The sequence below is a fragment of the Acidobacteriaceae bacterium genome (assembly GCA_028283655.1).
Taxonomy (GTDB): domain Bacteria; phylum Acidobacteriota; class Terriglobia; order Terriglobales; family Acidobacteriaceae; genus Granulicella.
In genome coordinates, this window is sequence record JAPWKE010000003.1 from 2,070,455 (window position 1) to 2,091,735 (window position 21,281).

The 21,281-nt window shown below is 59.7% G+C and carries 21 protein-coding genes; 15 read left to right on the plus strand and 6 right to left on the minus strand.

The features are described 5' to 3' along the window. A complete protein-coding gene (locus tag PW792_11590; protein ID MDE1162572.1) occupies positions 1–771 on the plus strand; it encodes an FKBP-type peptidyl-prolyl cis-trans isomerase in 771 nt (256 codons plus the stop codon). Positions 772–849: 78 nt separating this feature from the next. Beyond that, a complete protein-coding gene (locus tag PW792_11595; protein ID MDE1162573.1) occupies positions 850–2,598 on the plus strand; it encodes an ABC transporter ATP-binding protein in 1,749 nt (582 codons plus the stop codon). A 73-nt stretch (positions 2,599–2,671) separates the two neighbouring features. On the opposite strand, the gene fliS is transcribed toward PW792_11595, so the two are convergent. The 3 genes from fliS to PW792_11610 form a co-directional block, all read right to left on the minus strand. Further along, complete coding sequence (fliS, locus tag PW792_11600; protein MDE1162574.1) at positions 2,672–3,166, minus strand: flagellar export chaperone FliS; 495 nt, start codon at positions 3,164–3,166, stop codon at positions 2,672–2,674. Positions 3,167–3,183: 17 nt separating this feature from the next. After that, positions 3,184–4,542 carry a flagellar filament capping protein FliD gene (gene fliD / locus PW792_11605; protein ID MDE1162575.1) on the minus strand — a complete coding sequence of 453 codons (1,359 nt, stop codon included), beginning with the start codon at positions 4,540–4,542 and terminating at the stop codon, positions 3,184–3,186. Between the two features lie 152 nt (positions 4,543–4,694). After that, positions 4,695–5,552 carry a flagellin gene (locus tag PW792_11610; protein MDE1162576.1) on the minus strand — a complete coding sequence of 286 codons (858 nt, stop codon included), beginning with the start codon at positions 5,550–5,552 and terminating at the stop codon, positions 4,695–4,697. A gap of 193 nt (positions 5,553–5,745) precedes the next feature. Here PW792_11610 and PW792_11615 point away from each other — a divergent pair, with 193 nt between their 5' ends. The 8 genes from PW792_11615 (at position 5,746) to sdhB (ending at position 13,745) form a co-directional block, all read left to right on the plus strand. Next, positions 5,746–6,018: a flagellar FlbD family protein gene (locus tag PW792_11615; GenBank protein MDE1162577.1), complete on the plus strand. Its 273-nt coding sequence runs from the start codon at positions 5,746–5,748 to the stop codon at positions 6,016–6,018. 30 nt (positions 6,019–6,048) lie between these two features. Further along, positions 6,049–6,828, plus strand: coding sequence for a flagellar motor protein (locus tag PW792_11620; GenBank protein ID MDE1162578.1), 780 nt, complete (start codon positions 6,049–6,051; stop codon positions 6,826–6,828). Beyond that, positions 6,825–7,571 (plus strand): flagellar motor protein MotB, encoded by a 747-nt coding sequence (locus tag PW792_11625; GenBank protein ID MDE1162579.1) that lies wholly within the window; start codon positions 6,825–6,827, stop codon positions 7,569–7,571. The genes PW792_11620 and PW792_11625 overlap by 4 nt, the downstream gene beginning before the upstream one ends. A 93-nt stretch (positions 7,572–7,664) precedes the next feature. Then, positions 7,665–8,840, plus strand: coding sequence for a hypothetical protein (locus tag PW792_11630; protein MDE1162580.1), 1,176 nt, complete (start codon positions 7,665–7,667; stop codon positions 8,838–8,840). A gap of 226 nt (positions 8,841–9,066) precedes the next feature. Further along, the gene (locus PW792_11635) at positions 9,067–9,714 is read left to right on the plus strand and encodes a non-canonical purine NTP pyrophosphatase (protein MDE1162581.1); all 648 of its coding nucleotides are present in this window, start codon (positions 9,067–9,069) and stop codon (positions 9,712–9,714) included. A gap of 236 nt (positions 9,715–9,950) precedes the next feature. Further along, the gene (locus PW792_11640) at positions 9,951–10,739 is read left to right on the plus strand and encodes a succinate dehydrogenase (protein MDE1162582.1); all 789 of its coding nucleotides are present in this window, start codon (positions 9,951–9,953) and stop codon (positions 10,737–10,739) included. Between the two features lie 291 nt (positions 10,740–11,030). Next, positions 11,031–12,806, plus strand: a complete 1,776-nt coding sequence (sdhA, locus tag PW792_11645) for a succinate dehydrogenase flavoprotein subunit (GenBank protein ID MDE1162583.1) — start codon at positions 11,031–11,033, stop codon at positions 12,804–12,806. A gap of 177 nt (positions 12,807–12,983) precedes the next feature. After that, entirely contained in the window at positions 12,984–13,745 is a 762-nt protein-coding gene (gene sdhB, locus PW792_11650) for a succinate dehydrogenase iron-sulfur subunit (protein ID MDE1162584.1), read from the plus strand. Positions 13,746–13,792: 47 nt separating this feature from the next. Here sdhB and PW792_11655 read toward each other — a convergent pair whose 3' ends face one another. Next, the gene (locus PW792_11655; protein MDE1162585.1) at positions 13,793–15,439 is read right to left on the minus strand and encodes a HAMP domain-containing sensor histidine kinase; all 1,647 of its coding nucleotides are present in this window, start codon (positions 15,437–15,439) and stop codon (positions 13,793–13,795) included. 157 nt (positions 15,440–15,596) lie between these two features. Between PW792_11655 and PW792_11660 the strand changes: the two genes are divergently transcribed. After that, a complete protein-coding gene (locus PW792_11660; GenBank protein ID MDE1162586.1) occupies positions 15,597–16,001 on the plus strand; it encodes a heme-binding protein in 405 nt (134 codons plus the stop codon). A gap of 113 nt (positions 16,002–16,114) precedes the next feature. Here the strand turns inward: PW792_11660 and PW792_11665 are convergent, their stop codons facing one another. After that, positions 16,115–16,297 carry a hypothetical protein gene (locus PW792_11665; protein ID MDE1162587.1) on the minus strand — a complete coding sequence of 61 codons (183 nt, stop codon included), beginning with the start codon at positions 16,295–16,297 and terminating at the stop codon, positions 16,115–16,117. 88 nt (positions 16,298–16,385) lie between these two features. Here PW792_11665 and PW792_11670 point away from each other — a divergent pair, with 88 nt between their 5' ends. The 3 genes from PW792_11670 (at position 16,386) to PW792_11680 (ending at position 18,949) form a co-directional block, all read left to right on the plus strand. Next, entirely contained in the window at positions 16,386–17,549 is a 1,164-nt protein-coding gene (locus PW792_11670) for a dipeptidase (protein MDE1162588.1), read from the plus strand. Between the two features lie 101 nt (positions 17,550–17,650). Further along, positions 17,651–18,397 carry a peptidylprolyl isomerase gene (locus tag PW792_11675; GenBank protein MDE1162589.1) on the plus strand — a complete coding sequence of 249 codons (747 nt, stop codon included), beginning with the start codon at positions 17,651–17,653 and terminating at the stop codon, positions 18,395–18,397. A gap of 45 nt (positions 18,398–18,442) precedes the next feature. Further along, entirely contained in the window at positions 18,443–18,949 is a 507-nt protein-coding gene (locus PW792_11680) for a peptidylprolyl isomerase (protein ID MDE1162590.1), read from the plus strand. Positions 18,950–19,016: 67 nt separating this feature from the next. Here PW792_11680 and PW792_11685 read toward each other — a convergent pair whose 3' ends face one another. After that, a complete protein-coding gene (locus tag PW792_11685; protein ID MDE1162591.1) occupies positions 19,017–20,327 on the minus strand; it encodes a hypothetical protein in 1,311 nt (436 codons plus the stop codon). Positions 20,328–20,439: 112 nt separating this feature from the next. Here PW792_11685 and PW792_11690 point away from each other — a divergent pair, with 112 nt between their 5' ends. Beyond that, a complete protein-coding gene (locus tag PW792_11690; protein ID MDE1162592.1) occupies positions 20,440–21,270 on the plus strand; it encodes a TPM domain-containing protein in 831 nt (276 codons plus the stop codon). The last annotated feature ends 11 nt before the right edge of the window (positions 21,271–21,281 follow it).

Below are 21,281 nucleotides of genomic sequence, written 5' to 3' on the forward strand. Positions count from 1 at the left end.
ATGAAACCCTCGATCGTTTCCGCGTCCCTCCTCGCTCTGGCCGCCTCGTCGCTGGCAGTGTCCGCACAAACCACAAAACCTGCCGTCGCTCACAGAACCTCGGTCACGCACAAGGCAACCGTGCCCGCTGCTGGTGGATGCGCCACTGTCCCGGCATACTCTGACAAGATCCCCGCCCTTCCAGCAGGTGTCTCCTGCCCGAAGCCGCTCTACACCATCACCCGCCGCCCCGAACTCGTACTGGATTACGCTTCGCCACTGCTCAGCCCCGCGCTGCGTGAAGCACTCGACGCCAAGCCACTCACGATCTCGCTCGTCTACGTCGACACCAAGGTCGGCACCGGCGAACTCGCCAAGCCCGGCAAGTGGTACACCGTGCACTACACCGGCTACCTGCCCGACGGCACCAAATTTGACTCCTCCGTCGACCGCGGCGAGCCTATCTCCTTCCCCTACGGCCAGCATCGCGTGATCCAGGGCTGGGACACCGGCTTCGAAGGCATGCACGTCGGTGGCAAGCGCCGCCTCTTCGTGCCCTACCAGCTTGCCTACGGCGAACAGGGCCACCCGCCCGTCATCCCCGCCAAGTCTGAGCTGATCTTCGACGTCGAACTCGTAGCCCAGAGCGACGAGCAGCCCAAGCCAGCTCCGAAACCGGCTCCGGCTCCCAAGACAGCCCCGAAGCCAGAAGCTTCGCCTGCTGGAACCACGGCCCCACCGCCGACCACCTCGGCGACGCCAGCTTCCTCCACCAAGCCCGAAACCAAGTAAACTGCTCCACCGAAAGGCGGCTACTGGCTGATTCTGAGCCGTAGCCGCCTTTTCGTTCATCCAACGGAAGTCGCCATTATGATCAAGCGCCTAAGCCCCCTCTTCCCTTATCTCCGACGCTACTGGCGAAGCTTCGCCTGGGGCGGACTCGCGCTGCTCATCTACAACTGCTCCAAAGCGCTGCTTCCGCTGCTCATCGGCACCGCCGTCGACGGACTGCGCCACGATCTCTCCGCCCACACCATCGCTCGCTACACGCTCATGGTGCTCGGCGTCGCCATCGTCTCCGGCGTCTTCCTTTACCTGATGCGGCAGATCATCATCGGCGCCTCGCGTGAGATCGAGTTCGATCTCCGCAACGACCTCTTCGCCCACCTCGAACTACAGCCGCCCAGCTTCTTCCAGCGTCATCGCACCGGCGACATCATGGCCCGCTCCACCAACGACCTGAACGCCGTCCGCCAGTTGCTCGGCCCGGCGATTATGTACTCGGCGAACACGGTCATCTTCACGGCTGCGGCGTTGCCGTTCATGCTCCGCATCAGCCCGCACCTCACGCTGTACGCGTTCCTTCCACTGCCCTTCGCGTCCATCCTCGTGCAGTACTTCGGCGCCAAGATTCACACGCGCTTTGAACGCATTCAGGCGATGTTCTCGGACATTTCTGCGCAGGCCGAGGAGAACTTCTCCGGGGCTCGCCTCATCCGCGCCTTTGCGCAGGAAGAAGCGCAGATTGCAGCCTTTGAAGAGTCCAATCGCGAGTACATCAATCGCTCGCTTCGCCTCGCCCGCCTGATGGCGATGCTGTGGCCTACGCTCGAACTCGTGCTCGGCCTCTCGCTGATGGTCACGCTGCTCGTCGGCGGCCGCGAGGTCGTGTTGCACCACATCACCGTCGGCCAGTTCACCAGCTACAACGTCTACATGGTGCAACTGACGTGGCCCATGATCGCCATCGGCTGGGTTGTGAACCTCGTTCAGCGCGGCGCAGCCAGCGTCACACGTATTCACGAGCTCATGCTCGAAGTTCCTGCGATTGACGACAGCAACGTCTCCCCCGCGCTCGCAGAGAAGCCGATTCAGGGACACCTCAGCTTCAAGCACCTCAGCTTCACCTATGCGACCGGGCCCGAAGTGCTGCATGACATCTCACTCGACATTCCCGCAGGCACAAGCCTCGCCATCGTTGGTCCAACCGGCGCAGGCAAGAGCACGCTGACCGCACTTATCCCGCGCCTGCAAGACTCGCCTGCAGGCATGGTGCTGATCGATGGTCACGCCATCACCGAGTACCCCCTCGCGACACTTCGCTCCGCCATCGGCGTCGTCCCGCAGGAGACGTTTCTCTTCTCCTCATCCATCCACGACAACGTGGCCTTCGGCGTACCGAACGCGACCCGCGAAGAGGTCATCGCAGCAGCTCGTGTCTCGCACATCGCCGAAGAAATCCTCGAGTTCCCGCATGGCTTCGACACCATCGTGGGTGAGCGCGGCGTTACACTCTCCGGCGGCCAGAAGCAGCGCACCGCCATCGCCCGCGCGGTTCTCCGCAACCCACGCATCCTCATCCTCGATGACGCGCTCGCTTCGGTCGACACGTACACCGAGGAGCAGATTCTCAGCGCGCTCAACAGTGTCATGCAGGACCGTACCACCATCCTCATCGCGCATCGCGTTTCTACCGCACGCAGCGCGGACCGCATCGCCGTACTCGTCGACGGTCGCATCTCTGAGCTTGGGACGCATGAAGAGCTGCTCGCACTCGGCGGCTACTACAGCGAACTGGCGGAAAAGCAGAGCCTCGAAGAAGAACTGGCAACGGTCTAACGCCACAAGACAAACAGCAAAGAGCGCAGCCTAATATCGGCTGCGCTCTTTGTTTTACCACTGGGTTACAACCCTACGCGGCCCAGGCACGCGCCTTGTTGTCATCGGAAAACTCCTGCGCCAGGCTACGCGCCGGAGCCCCTGCAAACGCTTCGGCCTTCGTTCTCAGCTCACGCGGCAACGCCTTGTTTGCCTCCGGATCTCGCGCCACAACCGTCCACGCGTCACGCACGTTACGCAGACACAGAATCACCTCCTGCAACGCCTCAGCGGAAGCTTCATGCGAAGCCTCCAGGGTGAGTTGAAACATCGCCGCATAGAAGTCACCGAGCACATCCGCGGTCTTGCCTCCGATATCCGGGCGAAGACGTGCCTGCAGATACATCAGGATGTCGAGCGCCTTCTTCACCGCCACCCGGCGACCACGAACATCATCCTCCAACACAGCCTGCTGCGCACGATAGAGAAAGCGGATCGCACCGTCGTACAACGCGATAATCAGGTCCACTCCTGTTGCACCTGCAAGAGCCTGGTCACGGTAGTTATTGGCAAGATATTCCTGGGTCAAAGCGGTCTCCTCAAACATTACTTCGTGTTGTAGCCCGTCACAGCCGAGTACATCTTCTCGACCTGCTCTAGCTGGCTGGGGATGGATTGCAGAATTTCGTTCGCCTCGTTCAACTGCGTCGTCAACGTATCCTTCTGCGTGGCAATGCGTGCCTCGGTGTCGGAGATATTCTTGTTCAGCGTGCTCTCCTGCGAAGTATTCTGCTGCAGCGCAAGATAGATGACGCCAGTCGTTCGCGTAGAGCTCAAGCCGTTCAACGTGTTCGTGAGACTCGAACCAAAGCTTCCCGTGTTCTGAAAGAAGCCCACAGCATCGGAGAAGTTTGACGACAACTCCGCAAGCGCGGTGCTCTGGGTAAACGTCAACGTGCCATCCTGCCCGACATCAATCCCTAGCTGCGATAGCGAAGAGATACCCCCCGAGGCAGCCCCTGCGATCAGCGTGCTTCCCAGCTGCTGCTGAATCAACGCAAGCGTTGGATCACCATAGAGAGGCTGCGCGTTCCCGCTCGAATCCTTCCCTTCCTGCGTCTTGATGTCAGCCACCACCGTGTTGTACGCCGTCACAAACGAGCTCAAAGCCGTTGCGATCGAAGCCGTGTCATTCGTAATCTGCACCTGTATCGCGCTCGACGACGTGTTCAAAATCTGAAAGGTCACACCTGGAATCGCATTCGAAACGGTGTTCGACGAACTCGAGATCGCGATACCGTCCACCGTAAGACTTGCGTCCTTTCCGTTGTGGCCTACCTGCGTCCCAACCGCCGCGCCCGTCGTGGTGTCCGTCAAATTATTGGTCAGGGTCAACTGCCCTGCCGTGCCGCTCGTCCCGCTGACCAGCGACAGGCGCGAGCCCGATGAGTCCGTAATTACGCTCGCCGTAACGCCGATACCGGCAGCGTTGATCGCCGCGGCGAGCCCTGAGACCGTGTTATTCGAATCATCCAGCGTGATCGTCTGCGCTGTGCCGCTGCCAACCTGCAGCGTTACGCTTCCACTCAGCGTGTCCGTGCCCGTAAGCGCGTTGGAGTAGATCGACGACGTCTGTGCCAGCGACGTCACCGTAATCTCATGCGAGCCTGCAACAGCATCCGCTGTCGCCGAGCTCAATGCAACGATGCTCGTGTCCGAAGAAGATCCATCCTTCTGCGCGAAAATGCCGTTGAAGTCCGTCAGCGCTTGCACCGAGGTCGCCAGCGTGGCCAGGTCTGTGCCCATCGCAGAGAACGCTGTGTCCTGCGACTGCAGAAGCGATAGCTGGTTCTTCCACGGAGTCTCAACCGCTTGCTGAATCGCGATAATCTGCGAGACAGTCGACGCAACGTCGAAGCCATCGCCGCTTGTCGCCGACCCGAAAGAAAGACCAATCGTACCCATGCGTTTCGCCTTTTACCTGTTGAACTCAGCCAGAAGAACGTCTGCTCTCTCTATCGGCAAAACTCATAGCGGCTTTAGAAGCATTTTTCTGCAATAAACAGAGAGGCAGGACCGCAACCCTGCGGCCCTGCCTCTTCGACCTACTTTGCCGCCTAGCCCTGGAGGAGCTTGAGCACTTCCTGTGCGCTGCTGTTGGCCTGCGCCAGAGCACTGATACCGGTCTGCGAAAGCACCTGGTACTTCGCCATGTCGCTGGTCGCCTGACCGTAGTCGGTCGAACGGATGCTCGACTCTGCCGAAGTCAGGTTGACCGACTCCGTGCTGGCTACGTTGCTGGCCGCGTTCAGCTGGTTGATGTTTGCACCAATCGCACCACGCTGATACGCGACGTCCTGAATCGCAGAGGTGATCGCCGTCAGCACGTCCTTCGCGCTCGAAGCCGTCAGGGTCGAGACGGACGAAGCGCTGAAGTCTACTCCGCCGCCGCCCGAGGTCGTACCCACGGAGCTCGAGTTCAGGCTGCCGATCGTGTTCGAGAACGTTGTCGTGCCTGCGGTCGTACCATCCGAGACCACGATGTCCGTCGCCGTGGAGGTGAAGACCGAGTTGCCGTTGAAGTTCGTCGTTGAACCGATGTTGCCGATCTCCGACAGAATGTTCTGGTACTCCTGGTTGGCAGCGCCAACCTGCGAGCTGTTCAGCGTTCCGTTGGCAGCCTGCGTTGCCAGCGTTACGGCGCGGTTGAGCAAGTTGGTGACCTGGGCGAGCGCACCGTCTGCGGTCTGCAGAAGGCCGACGCCGTCGGAAGCGTTCTGTGCCGACTGCGTGAGTGCAGCGGTATTTGCGGCGAGGCCGTCCGCGACGGCCAGGCCGGCTGCGTCATCCGCGCCAGAGTTGATGCGCGAACCAGAGGAAAGCTGCGTCAGGGTCTTCTGCAAACTCGCCTGCGTCTGGTTCAAATTGTTCTGCGCATAAATAGCTGCGATGTTATTGAGGACACCGAGTGACATGCGTTTCTCCTAGGGTGTTGCGTAAGTAGAGTGTGAGCCGCGATGCGTCTGGTGCAGACCACATCTTCGGGTTCCACCACTTCATCGGCTTGTGCGGCCGTCACTTGAGAGAAAAGTTTTTACACCGATCCTGCGAGGCAGACTAACGCAACACCTCTGCCGCTCCGATAGAAGCTTTGGAGCACAACGGCACATGATCGAACTTACTCGTTTGAACGGCAGCAAGATCGCATTGAACTGCGACCTCATTCGATACGCAGAGTCCTCACCGGACACAGTTCTCACCCTGGTTACAGGAGAGAAGCTGCTGGTGCGTGAAACCGCCAACGAGGTCTGCGAGCTTGTGCGCAGCTATCGTGCAGAGCTTTTGCGCACGGCGTGGCCTGATGCCGTTAACGCACTTGCCTCACGCTCTGCCTTCGAGGCAGCCAACGCTTTTCCCTCTGAACTTACTCTCGACGAGTAACTCGCACCCCTCTCAGGAGCACCGGACACCATGGACATCGCAAGCATCGGCGGCATTCTTCTCGCAGTCATCGGCATCCTTGCCGGCATGATGATCGAAGGCGGCAACATCGCGCAGATCACGCAGCCAACGGCCGCGATGATCGTTTGCGGCGGAACGGCTGGAGCGGTGATGCTGCAGTTTCCGATGAATATTTTTCTCGCGGCGATCAAACAAGCCGCAAAGATCTTCTTTTCCGGAGGCCACGACAACGAAGCGGTGTTGAAGCAGCTCGTGGAGTTCGCCAACAAGGCCCGCAAGAGCGGCATCGTGTCTCTTGATGGTGATCTGAGCAGTGTCAAAGATCCTTTCCTCAAGCAAGCATTGATGCTGGCGGTTGACGGCACCGAACCGTCTGAGGTCCGCAAGATCATGCAGCTCGAACTCGACAACAAGGGCGAGATCGAGGAGAAGATTCCCGCAGTGTTTGAGGCCGCCGGAGGCTATGCGCCAACGGTCGGCATCATCGGTGCGGTGCTGGGACTGATCCAGGTGATGAAGAACCTCGACAACATCGACGAAGTAGGCCGAGGCATTGCAACAGCGTTTGTCGCGACGATCTACGGCGTGGCGGTCGCGAACCTTCTCTGCCTGCCCGCAGCAGGAAAGCTGAAAATTCGCCATCGCGAAGAACAGATGCTGAAAGAGATGATGCTGGAAGGCGTTGTCTCCATCATGGAAGGCATGAACCCGCGCATGATGGAGACCAAGCTGCGCACGTTCCTGATGGACACGAAGCCAGCAGGCGCTGCGAGCGAGGCGACCGCATGAGCCGGAAGAAGAAGCATGAGCATGTGAACCACGAGCGCTGGCTTGTGAGTTACGCCGACTTCATCACGCTGCTATTCGCCTTCTTCGTCGTCCTGTTTGCCAGCGGACAGGCCGACAAGAAGAAGCAGCAACGGTTTGCAAGCGCGATGCAGCAGGCGTTCTCGCAGATGGCACTCTTTGAGCCGCATGCGAAACAGCCTGCGCTAAATTCCGGTTCAGGCTCGAATCCAGATGCAGAACCAAAGCCGCTTGAACTTCCATTGGACACGGGAAAGCCCGCTTCGCTGGAGCAGAAGGTTGCCAAGCTTGTGGCGCAGCAGACATCGCCCGATGGCGGCATGAAGCTCGGCGAGTTGACAGCACGCAAGGTGCAGGATGGCGTTGCACTATCGCTTCATGAAGGTGGCTTCTTCGCCTCTGGCTCTGCGGAGTTGCGGCCCGAGGCGGTGACGGTACTGCAGCAAATTGCGACACAGTTGCCCGCGATGAGTATTCGCGTGGAAGGGCACACGGACAACCTGCCGATGCACTCGACGATGTATGCGTCGAACTGGGAGCTATCGAGCGCGCGAGCCGCAACCATTGCGCGCTTCCTGCTGGAACACTCGACGGTGAATCCGTCGCTGCTTTCGGTTGCGGGCTATGCGGAGTTTCACCCTGTAGCGTCGAACGCTACGACAGAAGGGCGAGCTGCGAACCGGCGAGTGGATGTCGTGTTTCTCGAAAGTAGCCCGAAGCAGTGAAACCCACTCCCCTCCTCGTACGGACTAACTGAAGAAACAAAATCCAGCGAGCCAGGGTTCGCGCCGTTACAGCTATGTCGTAGACTCACGCTCATGCTGAGATTGTTGGTCGCGGTGATGTTGCTGGGCGGTATAGCGCAGGCACAGTGGGTGATGCAGGATTCCGGCACGACGGCTTCCTTGCGTGGCGTTCACTACGTCGGCGAAGGTGTGGTCTGGGCAAGCGGAACCGGTGGGACGGTGCTGCGTACCGTGGACATGGGTAAGAGCTGGCAGAAATGTGCTGTACCACCGGGTGCAGAGAAGCTCGACTTCCGAGGTCTGCAGGCGTTCGACGCGAAGACAGCACTTGTGATGTCGAGCGGTAAGGGTGATCTGTCGCGGCTGTATAAGACGACCGATGGATGTGCAACATGGACGCTGATGGCAACGAACCCGGAGAAGGATGGGTTCTGGGACAGCGTACGGTCGCCACTACCCGAATTTACTGAAGAAAGCCCAGCGAGTAGCGCTCTCGTTCTTGGCGATGCGGTGAATGGCCGCACACAGATATGGGAGTGGAAAGAAGGATGGGGCGAACGTGAGCTGGAATTGACGAAGCTTGCTCCGCTACGGACAGACGGCAAGGAAGGTTCGTTCGCGGCGAGTAATTCCGTTCTGCAAACGGCGCTCGGAGCGCAGACCGATAAGACCTGGAAGTTTGAGTTTTGGTGGGCGTCGAACGCTTCCGGCAAGAGCTACATTTCGTTTCATCGGGTAGAGAGCACGGCAGCTTGTGAGCCTTGCAGAGCTGAGTCAGGACAGGTGGCTCTGCCTGTATTCGCGAATGGAAGCTCGTCGGGAGTGTTCTCGTTTGGCTTTCGATCGCAGAAAGCAGGCGTAGCTGTGGGTGGTGATTACCAGCATGAGAACTTTCGAGATCACGTAGCGGCGTGGAGCAGCGATGCAGGGTTAACGTGGAAAGCCGCCAAGACCGATCCGGGTGGGTACCGCTCCGCGGTCGCCTACAGCGAGAAGCTGAAGACATGGATCACGGTTGGGCCGAATGGCACCGATGCTTCGTTTGATGATGGACGCAACTGGCAGGCGTTGGAGCCGGGGTTGAAGGATGTCGAAGGAGCCGACCGCGGATGGAATGCCTTGAGCCTGCCGTTCGTGGTGGGAGCGAAGGGTCGGATCGGATTGCTGCGGGAGGCGACCGTCACGAGCGCTCGCAAGGGGTATGAGATGGAGAAGGCTGACCGGGCGAAGGCAAAGAAAAAGAAGTGAGTGCTTCTGCGGTACTTTGGTGTCGCGATGAGTTCCGGCATGGTGGAGACGATAGCTCGCAGGTTCTTAGCTCGCAAAGATTGTTACGAGTGCGATCGACCAGCAGGCCCTTCGCTATGCTCAGGATGACAACATCTGAGCATGTGATCTATGAAATTGGTAGGTCGAGCACGACACCTAGCTCCTCTCCGGTGACGGCAAACGATAAGGATGACGACGGAATAAGATGACGACGATTTATGCGGCGACGGGAAATGCTGGGAAGCTGGCTGAGTTTGTGGCTTCGGCGCAGGGGCAGGATGTTGAAGTGCTCGCTCTGCCCGGCATCAAGCAGATGCCCGAGCCGGTGGAAGATGCCGCAACCTATGCTGGCAATGCCGAGATCAAGGCTGTGGCCTACTCCCTGCTGGCACCGGGCAAGCTGGTCATGGCGGATGACTCCGGGCTGGAGGTCGAGGCGCTGGACGGCGAGCCGGGCGTTCGCTCCGCGCGGTTTGCCGACGATGGCGGCTTCCGGGGCGAAGGCACGAAGGATGAGCGGAACAATGCTTACCTGCTGCAGAGGCTTGCGCTGCAAAGCCAGCAGGCTGGCACCGAAGGCCAAGGCAGCACGTTGGGCGGAACGCTGAGCAAGGCCCGCTTTGTGGCCGCGCTGGTTGTGGCTCGCGATGGTGTGGTGTTGTGGCAGTCCTACGGAAGCTGCGAGGGCGAGATCCTTGGCGAGTATCGCGGTGAAGGCGGCTTTGGGTATAACCCGCTCTTCTTCATGCCCGAGACAGGCAAAACCATGGCCGAGATGACGCAGGCAGAGAAGTGGGCTGTGAGTCATCGTGGACGGGCGTTTCGCGTACTGCTGAGTGAGATGTTGGGCTAACAGTCCAGGACAATGATCGAGCAAAACGCTCAGAAGAGACCCTTTGGGCGATCAGCGACCAGCCAGCTCCGATATCGCACAGCATGGTCGATTACCGCCTTGTTTCGCGACGCTTCTGTTGACCCCGGTTTTTCTGGGGTGTGAGAATCGGTGTGCCTCCCCGTAACGGTTTTCTTGACGTGCGATTTCCGTCTCGAGCCGTAAGCGAGTTGTTATGGGAGGCCAGGAGAGATTTGATGGCCGCTGCTGCGACGCCTGCACCGCCTTCCACCACGCCACGCAAGGGCGTTCAGCCGCTGCGTGCCGGTGAGGGTAATAGCTTTCTGTGGCGCAAGCTGCACTCGCTCTCGGGCATCGTGCCGATTGGCGCCTTCCTGGTCGAGCACATCGTTTCGAACTTCGAGGCCACCAACGGCCCGCTGGCGTACGCGCAGCAGGTGAAGTTTCTGAACTCGCTACCGCTGGTACGCGTGCTGGAGTGGGCGTTCATCTTCATTCCGCTGGCGTTCCATGCACTGTATGGCGTGTTCATCGCCTTTCGCGGCCGCAGCAATGTGAATGTGTATCCATGGGCCGGTAACTGGGGCTATCTGATGCAGCGTGTGACGGGCGTCATTGCGCTGCTCTACATCGTGCAGCACGTGTGGCGTCAGCGCTTTGCGGGCGTCCAGTTGCCGGAGCACCCGGGAGCGGCGTTCCACAAGGTCCAGATGGAGCTGCATAACCCGTGGATGCTGGCGATCTATGTGATCGCGATGATCGCGACCTGCTGGCACTTTGCGTATGGCATCTGGCTCTTCGCAGCGAAGTGGGGCATTACGCCGGGCGAAAAGGCCCGCAAGAACTTTGGCTATGTGTGCGCGGCGTTTGGTACGGGCCTTTGCATTCTTGGACTGGTGGGCATGTATGCGTTCATCAACCCGAAGTACGCGAATGCACCGGAAGATGTAATGCCGGAGCAGCCTGCCGTGACGATGTCGGCGCCGGTAGTGCCGGGGGCTACGCAGGCGGGTGGAGTTCGATAGTGCAAACCCTCATGGTGGTGATGACTCTCTGCCTTGCGATTTTGATCGTGAGCGTCATCGCTGATGGACACGTCGCAAACATCATGAGGATTCGAGACGAAGAAGGCAGGCAGATGAGTTTTGCAGATCGCTTCCGATCGCCATTCAAGACACGGAAGCCACCTGCAGCCGATACGAGATTGGGGCAAATCTATCGATTTGCAAACTACGGTATCGCCATTGGCTTGGTTGGCATCGTTGGAAGCTCGATTACGATATGCGTGCTAATCACACGCTAAGAGGTTAGAGAAGATGGCAGCAGCAACACCACGGATTATCGTTGTCGGCGGCGGACTTGCGGGTCTGTCGGCGGTGATCAAGATCGCCGAAGCGGGCGGTAAGGTCGATCTGTTTTCGATCGTGCCGGTGAAGCGTTCGCACTCGGTGTGCGCGCAGGGCGGCATCAACGCGGCGAAGAACCTGAAGGGTGAGGGCGACGACGTTCTCAAGCACTTCGACGACACCATCTATGGTGGCGACTTCCTCGCGAACCAGACGCCGGTGAAGGCCATGACCGCGATGGGCCCGGCGATCATCGATCTGCTGGACCGCATGGGTGTGCCGTTCAACCGCACGCCCGAAGGCCTGTTGGACTTCCGCCGCTTTGGTGGCACGCTGTATAACCGCACCGCGTTTGCGGGTGCGACGACCGGGCAGCAGCTTCTCTACGCGCTTGACGAACAGGTTCGCCGCTTCGAGAGCGAGAACCGCGTCACGAAGTACGAGGGCTGGGAGTTCCTTTCGGCTGTGCTCGACAACAACGGCGTGGCTCGTGGCATCTGCGCGATGGACCTGCGCACGATGGAAGTGAAGACCTTCCCGTGCGATGCGGTGATCGTGGCGACGGGCGGTAATGGCGCGATCTTCGGCAAGTCGACAAATTCGGTGGTGTGCACGGGTTCGGCGCAGTCGGCGCTGTATCAGCAGGGCGCGGCGTATGCGAACGGCGAGTTCATTCAGGTGCATCCGACGGCGATTCCGGGCGAAGACAAGCTGCGCCTGATGTCGGAGTCTGCCCGTGGCGAAGGTGGCCGCGTGTGGGTACCGCGTGACAAGAACGACAAGCGTGCAGCGCAGTCGATCCCTGACAGCGACCGCTGGTACTTCCTGGAAGAGTGGTATCCGAAGTACGGCAACCTTGTTCCCCGAGACGTGGCGACGCGCGCGATCTTCAAGGTGGTGTACGAGCATGGCATGGGCATCGACGGACAGCCGATGGTGTACCTCGACGTCTCGCACCTGTCGCCGGAGCGCCAGCATAAGCTTGAGGGCATTCTCGAAATCTACGAGAAGTTCGTTGGCGATGACCCGCGCAAGGTACCGATGAAGATCTTCCCGGGCATGCACTACACGATGGGCGGCCTGTGGGTGGACTTCGAGCAGCAGACCAACATCCCCGGCGTCTTCGCCGCGGGTGAGGCGGATTACTCGATCCACGGCGCGAACCGTCTGGGTGCCAATTCCCTGCTGAGCTGCATCTACGGCGGCTTTGTGGCGGGGCCGAAGGCGATGGAGTATGCCAAGGGCTTGCCCGCGCAGGAAGGCGACGGCGGGCACGCTGCCGAACTGTTGCGCCAGAAGGGCTACAACGAGATGTTGCTCACCAACCAGGGCAACGAGAATCCGTTCAAGATCTGGCGTGAGCTGGGCGACACGATGACCAAGCACGCGACGATCATTCGCTACAACGCTGGTCTCGATGAAGCGGACGCGAAGATTGTCGAGCTGCTGGAGCGCTACCGCAAGGTAAACCTGAGCGATAAGGGCCAGTGGGCGAACACGTCGTTTGCGTTCACGCGCAATCTGTACAACATGCTGCATCTGGCACGTGTGATCGTTCAGGGTGCACGTCTTCGCGACGAGTCGCGCGGCGCGCATTACAAGCCGGACTTCCAGGAACGCAACGATGAGAAGTTCCTGAAGACGACGAAGGCGTTCTTCGACGGCGAGAAGCCTCGGTTTGAGTACGAGGATGTGGACATTGAGTACATCACGCCGCGGCCGCGCCGCTACGACGCGACGGCCTAGTGATGATGATTGACCCACAGCCGCACCGGATGAGCATGACCGCGATGAGCGGCGCGCTTGCCGTGGGAGCGTTGGTTTGTTATTTGGTTTTCCGATGGTACTCGGGATGGACGGGCGAACGAAAGACGCCGTCACAACCGAAGACCAGGGGCGAAGTGGAAGTACGGGAGCAACGAGATGGCACGGACGATTAAAGTCGAGATCAAGCGTCAGGCAACGCCGGATGCGGCAGCAGTGGTGGAGAAGTTCGAGATCCCCTACCGCCCGGGCATGAACATTACGTCGGTGCTGGGCGAAGTGGCGATGAACCCGGTAACGTGCGAGGGCAAGCCCTCGACGCCGGTGACGTATGACTCGAACTGCCTGGAAGAGATCTGCGGCTCTTGCGCGATGCTGATCAACGGCAAGGCGATGATGGCCTGCTCGGCGTTGGTGGACAAGCTGCAGGGCGGCGACCAGAACAAGACGATCACGCTGGCCCCACTGTCGAAGTTCCCCGTCGTGCGCGATCTTGCGGTCGACCGCTCGGTGCTCTTCGAGAACCTGAAGAAGGTGAAGGCGTGGGTGCCGATCGATGGCACGTATGACCTCGGTGCGGGCGCCAAGCAGGCTCCGCAGGTGCAGGAGCAGCGCTATCCGCTGTCGAACTGCATCTCGTGCACCATCTGCATGGAAGTGTGCCCGCAGTTCAACGATGCGACCGGCTTCGTCGGTGCAGCGTCGATTGCCCAGGCGAAGCTCTTCAATCTTGACCCGGGTGGATCGGTGTTGAAGGAAGAGCGTCTGCGTGCTCTGGCTGGCGATGGCGGCGTGCAGGAGTGCGGCTTTGCGCAGAACTGTGTACAGGCCTGCCCGAAGGGGCTGCCGCTGACGGAGGCGATCTCGGACATGGGCCGCGACGTATTCGTCCAGCAGGTGAAGGACTTCTTTACGCGATAAGAACGATGAAAAGAAAGGGCCGGATGCGATCTGCATCCGGCCCTTTTCTATTGCGTGGCTGCAGCTAGGCGCTGGTCGTGGAGTGGCTCCGCAAGCGGCATGAAGAGGCAGAAAACGGTTCCGCTATGCCCTGCTCTGGTGGAAGAGCGCAGCGTGAGCGAGCCTTGATGTTGTTCGATGAGGGCACGAGCCAGGGCAAGACCAATGCCGTTGCCCTGATCGCCCTTCGTGCTGAAGAAAGGCTCGAAGATGCGCGCGTGGAGTTCAGCCGGGATACCACTTCCATTGTCCGCAATGAGAATGCGAATGCCAGGACGACCGCGGCCCTTCCACTCTCTTGAAGCGTGGAGACGGATACGAATGTGGCCATGCGGCGTCGCGTCTGCAGCGTTGCCAATGAGGTTGATTAGCACCTGGCGCAACTCTCCGTCCTTGCAGAGGACAGCTCCAACGGGGTTCAACTGTTCGTAGGCGAAGCTCGCTCCTGCCGCGTCAATATGTCCGCGCAAAAGCTTGAGCGAAGAGAGGATGAGATCGTCCGGAGAGCAGTGCGAGAGCGCATGGTTTTCGCGGTAGAAGCTTAGCGTCTGGCTGGTAATCTGCGTGACGCGAAGCACCTCCTGCTCGGCAAGGGCAGCGTACTCCTGAATCTCTGCGAGGGTTTGCGAGCCCTGAATGAGGAAGAGCAGATTGCTGACAGCCTCAAGCGGATTGTTGATCTCATGCGCGATGGAAGCGGAGAGTCGCCCAATGACAGCTAGCTTTTCGCTCTGCAGCATGGCCTGTTCGGCCATCTGCTGGCTGGTCTGGGCGGCTGCCAGTGCAAGGTTGTCGTGCCAGAGGACCAGACTTTGGATGGCGATGAGAATGACCACGAGCAGCGCCATCGTGAACGGCGCGTCGAAGAGCCCGGAGCGGAAGCCTTCGAGCAGAGGAAACGCGAGCAGCAGCGGCAGCAGCGTTACGCTGAGCAGCAAAAGACCTTTGCGATTGCCTTCGCCAATGTGCGCGGTCAAGGAGTACAAAGGCTCCTGCCTCGGCAGCAGGAAGAGCGTCGAAAGTTGCACAAAGAGGATGCTGACGGCCGTGGGAATGGCGAAGGAGCGGAACCAGAGAACTTCCGGGAACGGACCGAAGTGGAAGCAATAGGCGACGAGCGTCGAGACCGAGAGGAAGGTTCCACACAGGGTGAGGACCACCGCTACGCGCGGAACGCGACGCACAAAAAAGATAGCCACGGTGGAGAGCAAAAGCGTAAACGCTGTGGCACGGGACATGCGGCCGGCCGGATCGCCGTACTTGTCTGCAGAGACGTGAAGCAGAAACTGATCGATGCCAAGGTTGTGGCCGGTGAGGTACTCCAGTGCGCTGCCAAAGCTGAGAACGAAGGCCACCAGCAAGGCGGCGTAGGCAAGCCGAGCAGCCCACCTGTTCGAGCGAAGATGCAGCAGCACAGCGATGGCTAGAGCCAGGATGCAGCGTGCGGTCGATGGTTTGGTCGTCGCAAACCCCGGAAGCCACGATGCCAGCACGGGATGCCCGACCCACCAGCCAATAAGCGCGAGGAGCGTGATGAGGACAGCCGCAAGCGCAAGGATGCATGCGACGATGCGGGACTCCAACCAGGAGGCCATGCGCGCGTGCAGACGTCGAGCAGGCGGAGCAGGCATTACTGTTCGAATTCGGTACGGCATGTCGCTGGCTCCGGAGACGGCTTAAAACAACGCCGGTGGACGCGGCAGCTACATCTTACAAGCAGAGTTCGCCCGGAGGCTTCGCAAAAAAGATGGGGCGCATCCTACGGAAGTGGGAGTGGATAGGACTGTTGATATCACCCGAGGAGACAAAGTAATGAGTGCCATACAAAAGTCAGTGCAGTTGGTAGACGCACGCCGAATGGTGGACGCGGCAAGAAAGAAGGCCGAAGAGCTAAAGCAGTCCGTGAGCATCGCAGTGGTATGCGCCGGAGGCCACCTGCTGGTGTTCGAACGGATGGAGGGCGCGTGGCTCGCATCCGTCGAACTGGCAGTAGACAAGGCCTGGACAGCCCGGGCTTTTGATGTGGCAACAAAAGATCTGGCGAAAAAGGCGCAGCCGGGCGGGGAGTTTTACGGTGTGACGGGTGGGCGGACGACGCTGCTTACTGGCGGTGTGCCGGTGCTGCAGGATAACGCCGTGGTGGGTGCAATCGGCGTAAGTGGCTGCGCTGCAGCGCAAGAGCAGGAGATTGCAGAGGCTGGCGCTCAGGCATTCTGATAGCTTGTGCGCGAAGTGATTTGCGGGTCTGGTTCTTCTTATCCGAAGCGCTAAACAAGACACGACCCGTCAGCTGAACTGACGGATCGTGAAGACTGCTCTCGTGAAAAGAGTTACTTGGAAAAGATGGTGTTGCTGGAGTTGGTGTTTTCGTTTTTGTGAAGTCGTTCCTGCGCCTTCTTGGCGCCTTCCATGGCGACGCTGTCGATCTTCGTCTCTTCGTTGTCGAGGACATCTTCGTGCTGCGAGGGCAGCTTGCCTACGGGCAGTTCGGTCGTTCCGTTATTGAAGTTCATGGTGTTTACCTCACTCGACTAAGTGTGACGAGAGGAGCAGCTATGGAGTTGTCCGCGATATGCTCAAGCTCAGCGAGGTCTTTTTAGCGTGAGCAACAATCTGGATTGGCAGGATCTGCACTTTTCGTCGCTGGTCATTGATGGCCACGCGGATACACCGCAGCGTTTTGTAGACGAGGGCTGGCACTTCTCCGATGCTTTGGGCGATGGAATGTTGAATCTCGAGAGCGCTCGTACAGGCGGCCTCGGAGCTCAGTTCTTTGCCATCTGGCCGAAGCCCAGCGAGTGGAAGGGACGCTTTGCGCATCGCACGCTGCAGCTTCTCGACGGCGTGTATCAGCAACTGGCCCGGCATAGCGAAGATCTGATGCTGGGAACCTGTGCGGACGACATCGACCGCGCGTATGCAGAGCGCAAGCTGTGCATCCTGCTCGGGCTTGAGGGTGGGCACGCGATTGAAAACAGCCTCGCGTTGCTGCGTTGCTACTATGCGCTGGGCATCCGCTACATGACGCTAACGTGGGCCAACTCAAACGAGTGGGCCGACTCGTCGGGCGACCTCGACGATGAGAGCGTGACGCACCACGGCGGTCTCACGGAGTTCGGGCGCGACGTGATTCGCGAGATGAACAGACTGGGCATGATGGTGGACGTCAGCCACGTCTCCGATGCCACGTTCTGGGACGTGATGCGAACGACGCAGGCACCGATCGTGGCATCGCATTCGAGTGCGCGAGCGCTGGCGAACTCACCACGCAACCTGACCGATGAGCAGTTGAGCGCGATGGCGACCAACGATGGCATGGTGATGGTGAACTTCTATCCCTCCTTCCTCGACGACTGCTGGCGGGATGCGTGGGACGCCAGCGAAGACGAGCGGAAGGCGTTGCATGAAGCAGCCGCCGCACCGTTCCGGGAGCGCGGCGAGCCTGTGCCCTATGTGACCCGGATGCGCGTGGAGCGCGAGTTCTACCGCACGGAGTTTGCCGCACGATGCGAACTGCCCGGCGTGGAGATGCTGCTCGACCACTTCGACCATGTAGCAAAGGTCGCAGGGATCGACCATGTTGGAATTGGTTCTGACTTTGACGGCATCGGACTCGCGCCTGCGGGCATGGAAACGGCAGCGCAGTTGCCCGAAATTACGCGCGGCCTCGTGGCGCGTGGCTACACAGCCGAGCAGGTGAAGAAGGTGCTGGGCGGAAATATGCTGCGCGTGATGAGGGCCGTGGAGAAAACGGCTGTGCGGTAGACGAAACTCAACCGGACACAGGGCTTGTGGGAAGGGAACGCCGAGGCTGCGTGCAGAGCTTGGCTCGAAGCGGAGGAAGGAGTAGCCTTGAGAGCGGAATGATACGTACACGCTTTGCACTGTTTGGATTGGTTGGGGCGATGCTGCTGCTCGCGGTTTCGTGCGTGGCACAAAGCTCGGCGCAGTTGCCGGACGCTCCCAGCACGATGACGCACCAGGAAGCTCCGGCTGCACCGACGGGGCCGACCGTCGTCTTCGACACGACGATGGGTCGGTTGGTCTGCAAGCTCTTCGCCACCGAAGCACCGATAACCAGCGAGAACTTTATCGGCCTGGCAACGGGCACGAAGGAGTGGACCGATCCCGCAACCGGCAAGAAGGTTGACGGCAAGCCGTTCTACGATGGCGTGACGTTTCACCGCGTGATTCCCGGCTTTATGATCCAGGGCGGCGATCGCCTGGGAACAGGCGCGGGCGACGCAGGATACTTCTTCGACAACGAAACCTCCCCTTCCCTGCGCTTCGATGTTCCGGGACGTCTGGCGATGGCAAACTCGGGACCGAACACCAACGGCTCACAGTTCTTCATCACCGAGCAGGCGCACCCGGAGTTGAATGGCTCGTACACCATCTTCGGCCAGTGCGATTCGCACACGGTGCTGCTGGTGGCGTCGATTGCACGCGTGGAACGCAATGCAGAAGACAAGCCGACCACGCCGGTAATCATCAACAAGGTGTCGATTGTGCCGGACGGTCAACCACTGCCGCCCGTCCCCCCGGGACCGCAGAACGTCGTACCGTATGATTCTTCACCAATCAGCCGCCCCCCGGCTGTCGCACATCCGTAAGATGGAAAACGTAGAGTTTCGCAACAACAGAAAGGCAAGATAACTATGTCAACAATTGCTGTGTTCAAGACGACGGAAGGCACGATCAAGTGCAAGCTCTTTACCGCAGAAGCACCCGAGACGGTTGCCAACTTCATCGGCCTTGCAGAAGGCACGAAGGAGTGGAACGCTCCCGGCAAGAAGACCGACAAGCTGTATGACGGTACCATCTTTCACCGCGTGATCCCGGAGTTCATGATCCAGGGCGGCGATCCGATGGGTTCCGGCATGGGCGGCCCCGGCTACAAGTTTGCCGATGAGACCAAGACCTCGACGCAGACCTTCAAGGCTCCGGGCAAGCTGGCTATGGCGAACTCCGGCCCGAATACCAACGGCTCGCAGTTCTTCATCACCGTCACAGACACGAGCTGGCTGACGGGCAAGCACACCATCTTCGGTGAAGTCACCGAGGGCTATGACATCGTCGAGAAGATCTCGAAGGTAAGCCGCGATGGCATGGACCGCCCGAAGACGCCGGTTGTGCTTGAGTCGGTAACGATCGAACGCGACTAGTTGCAAGACGTTCAAAACGACACTGCCCGCTCCTCATGAGGAGCGGGCAGTGTCGTTTGCGCATGAGTTACCGATGGATTGATGCCGATGCTGTGTTTAGAAAGAGCCCGGTCGGAAAAACCTTCAGGCTGAAGTCGCGTTGGTTCAACGCATCGTAGAAGTAATCCTGATCGTTGTTGGGCACATGGGCGAGCCTGTCGATGGCGTGCAAGGCGTGTTCGTCTGCGTTCCATACAGGCTGAAAGCCGAAGCGTACAAAGAGCAGCACTGCGGCAACGCTCAGAACCATCGAAGCGCCAGCAGCCCAAGCCGCCAACGCGCGCCCTGCCATACAGGCAAGCACGATGCCCAGCGCACTGAAGATCTGGAAGATTCGAGCACCGGGGTCAGAGATTCCGAGAATCACGCTCGGCAGTAACAGGTAGAACGGCACCATGCTGAGGATCGCCAACCAGAGAAAGCGGTCCGCCGTACACTGAGCGAACGACCGTCGGGCGGCGCGAACAGCAAGAAGCAGCAGGATGCCGATGAGCAGAACGTTCGCGCACAGCAGCACCGCAAAGCCAGCCTTGCCCAGCCAGATGGAGTCCGCAGACAGTGGGTTTACCAAGCCAAAGGACTTCAGGCAGGAGTTCACTTTGAACGCCCAGAAGAGGCGCGACAGGTACGGTGCAGCGTCCTGCATTCCGGTGTCACCATCAGCGTTGCGTGCAACCAGGTAGCGGCCGAGCACATACCAGATCGTCATCGCAAAGGCTGGAACAGCCACCCAGAGCGTACGCCAGCGCTCCGTTTGCCAGACGTACAGCAGCAACAGCAGGCAGCAGAACGCGAAGGGCACCATGTGCGTGAAGAACGCGAGCAGCAGCAACCCGGCAACAGGCAGATCGCCACGAGCAACGCCTTGAGCGCGACGCAGCAATAGCGCAGCCAGCAGCAGAACCCAGCAGAGGCCAAGCTGGAAGTTGAGGAAGCCGTACCAAAGATTCACGTTCAGAAAGACAGCTCCGGGAACGATGATCCAGACAGCAGGATGCGCTCCCACAGCACGCACCAGAGAACGAAGGCAGAAGAAAGCCACAAGGAACTGCAGACATAGCCATGTCTTCACAGCGACGACCCATGGCAGGCATAAGGCCAGCAGTGCCATGCCGACAGTGTTTGCACTGTTGGGCACGGGGTATTGCTTCAGCAGGTGTGCCGGATCAGGAACACCGAGAAGATGGTTGTGCAGCAGAACGCCCTGATAGGTCCAGTTACTGAAGTCCGTAAAGCTGGGCGGGGTTCGATGCGCAAACAGGATAACGGCGTAGACGAGGAAAAGTCCGGCCGCAAAGAGCTCTGTAACTCTGCTGGAATTCAGTGATGCTGGACGCATCCCCCTACGCTACGCGATGTCTCTGCTCCTGCAAAGCCTATTGCACAAGGTAGTTGACACTAGAGCTATGCAGCGTCACTCACCGTCACTACGCCGCGCGTAAGATGGCGTCATGCGGAAGATATGGCTTAGCCTGCTGACGATCGCGCTCGCAACGTGCGCTGTGGCCTCGGCAGAAACAGTAGCTTCTCTGGGACAGCCGACAGCGTATGTAAACGACTACGCAAACGTTCTTTCCTCGCAGGCAAAAGAGGAGGACGAAGCTCTTTGCCGCGAGGTACATGACAAAACGCATGCGCAGATATTTGTCGCCACCGTAAAAACGCTTGATGGCACAGACGTCGACCAGTATGCGAACGACCTCTTCCACACATGGAAGATCGGAGAGAAGAAGACGGATCGTGGCGTCCTGATCCTGCTCGCCACAAACGACCACAAGTACCGCATCGAGGTGGGCTATGGGCTTGAAGGCGCACTGAACGATGCGAAGGCCGGAGACATCGGCCGCAGCATGGTGCCTGCCCTTCGTGCGCGCGACTATGACAGTGCCGTGGCGAAGAGCCTTGTGCAAGTCGCCGAGACGATCGCCGCCGACGCCAAGGTAACGCTGCAGGATCAACCTCAGGCGGCCAATCCCGATGGCCTCGCACCGCCGGAGCGAAGTGCCACCCATCCCAGGCTCGCCATGCTGGGCGGCGTGCTCGGAGTCCTCCTTGTGTTTGGGCTTATCGGCGGCACCTTTATTTTTCTCTTTTTCGTGATCCGCGCCCTCCTGCGTGCTGCACGCAAGGGGCCTCGTGGCGGGTCGAGCGGAGGCGGATCGAGCGCCGTGGGGTGGAGTTCCTGGAGCGACTCGTCCAGTTCGAGCAGCGATAGTGGCAGCAGTTTCAGCGGCGGAGACGGTGGAGACTCCGGCGGCGGTGGAGCGAGCGGAGATTGGTAAACAGGAAAGGC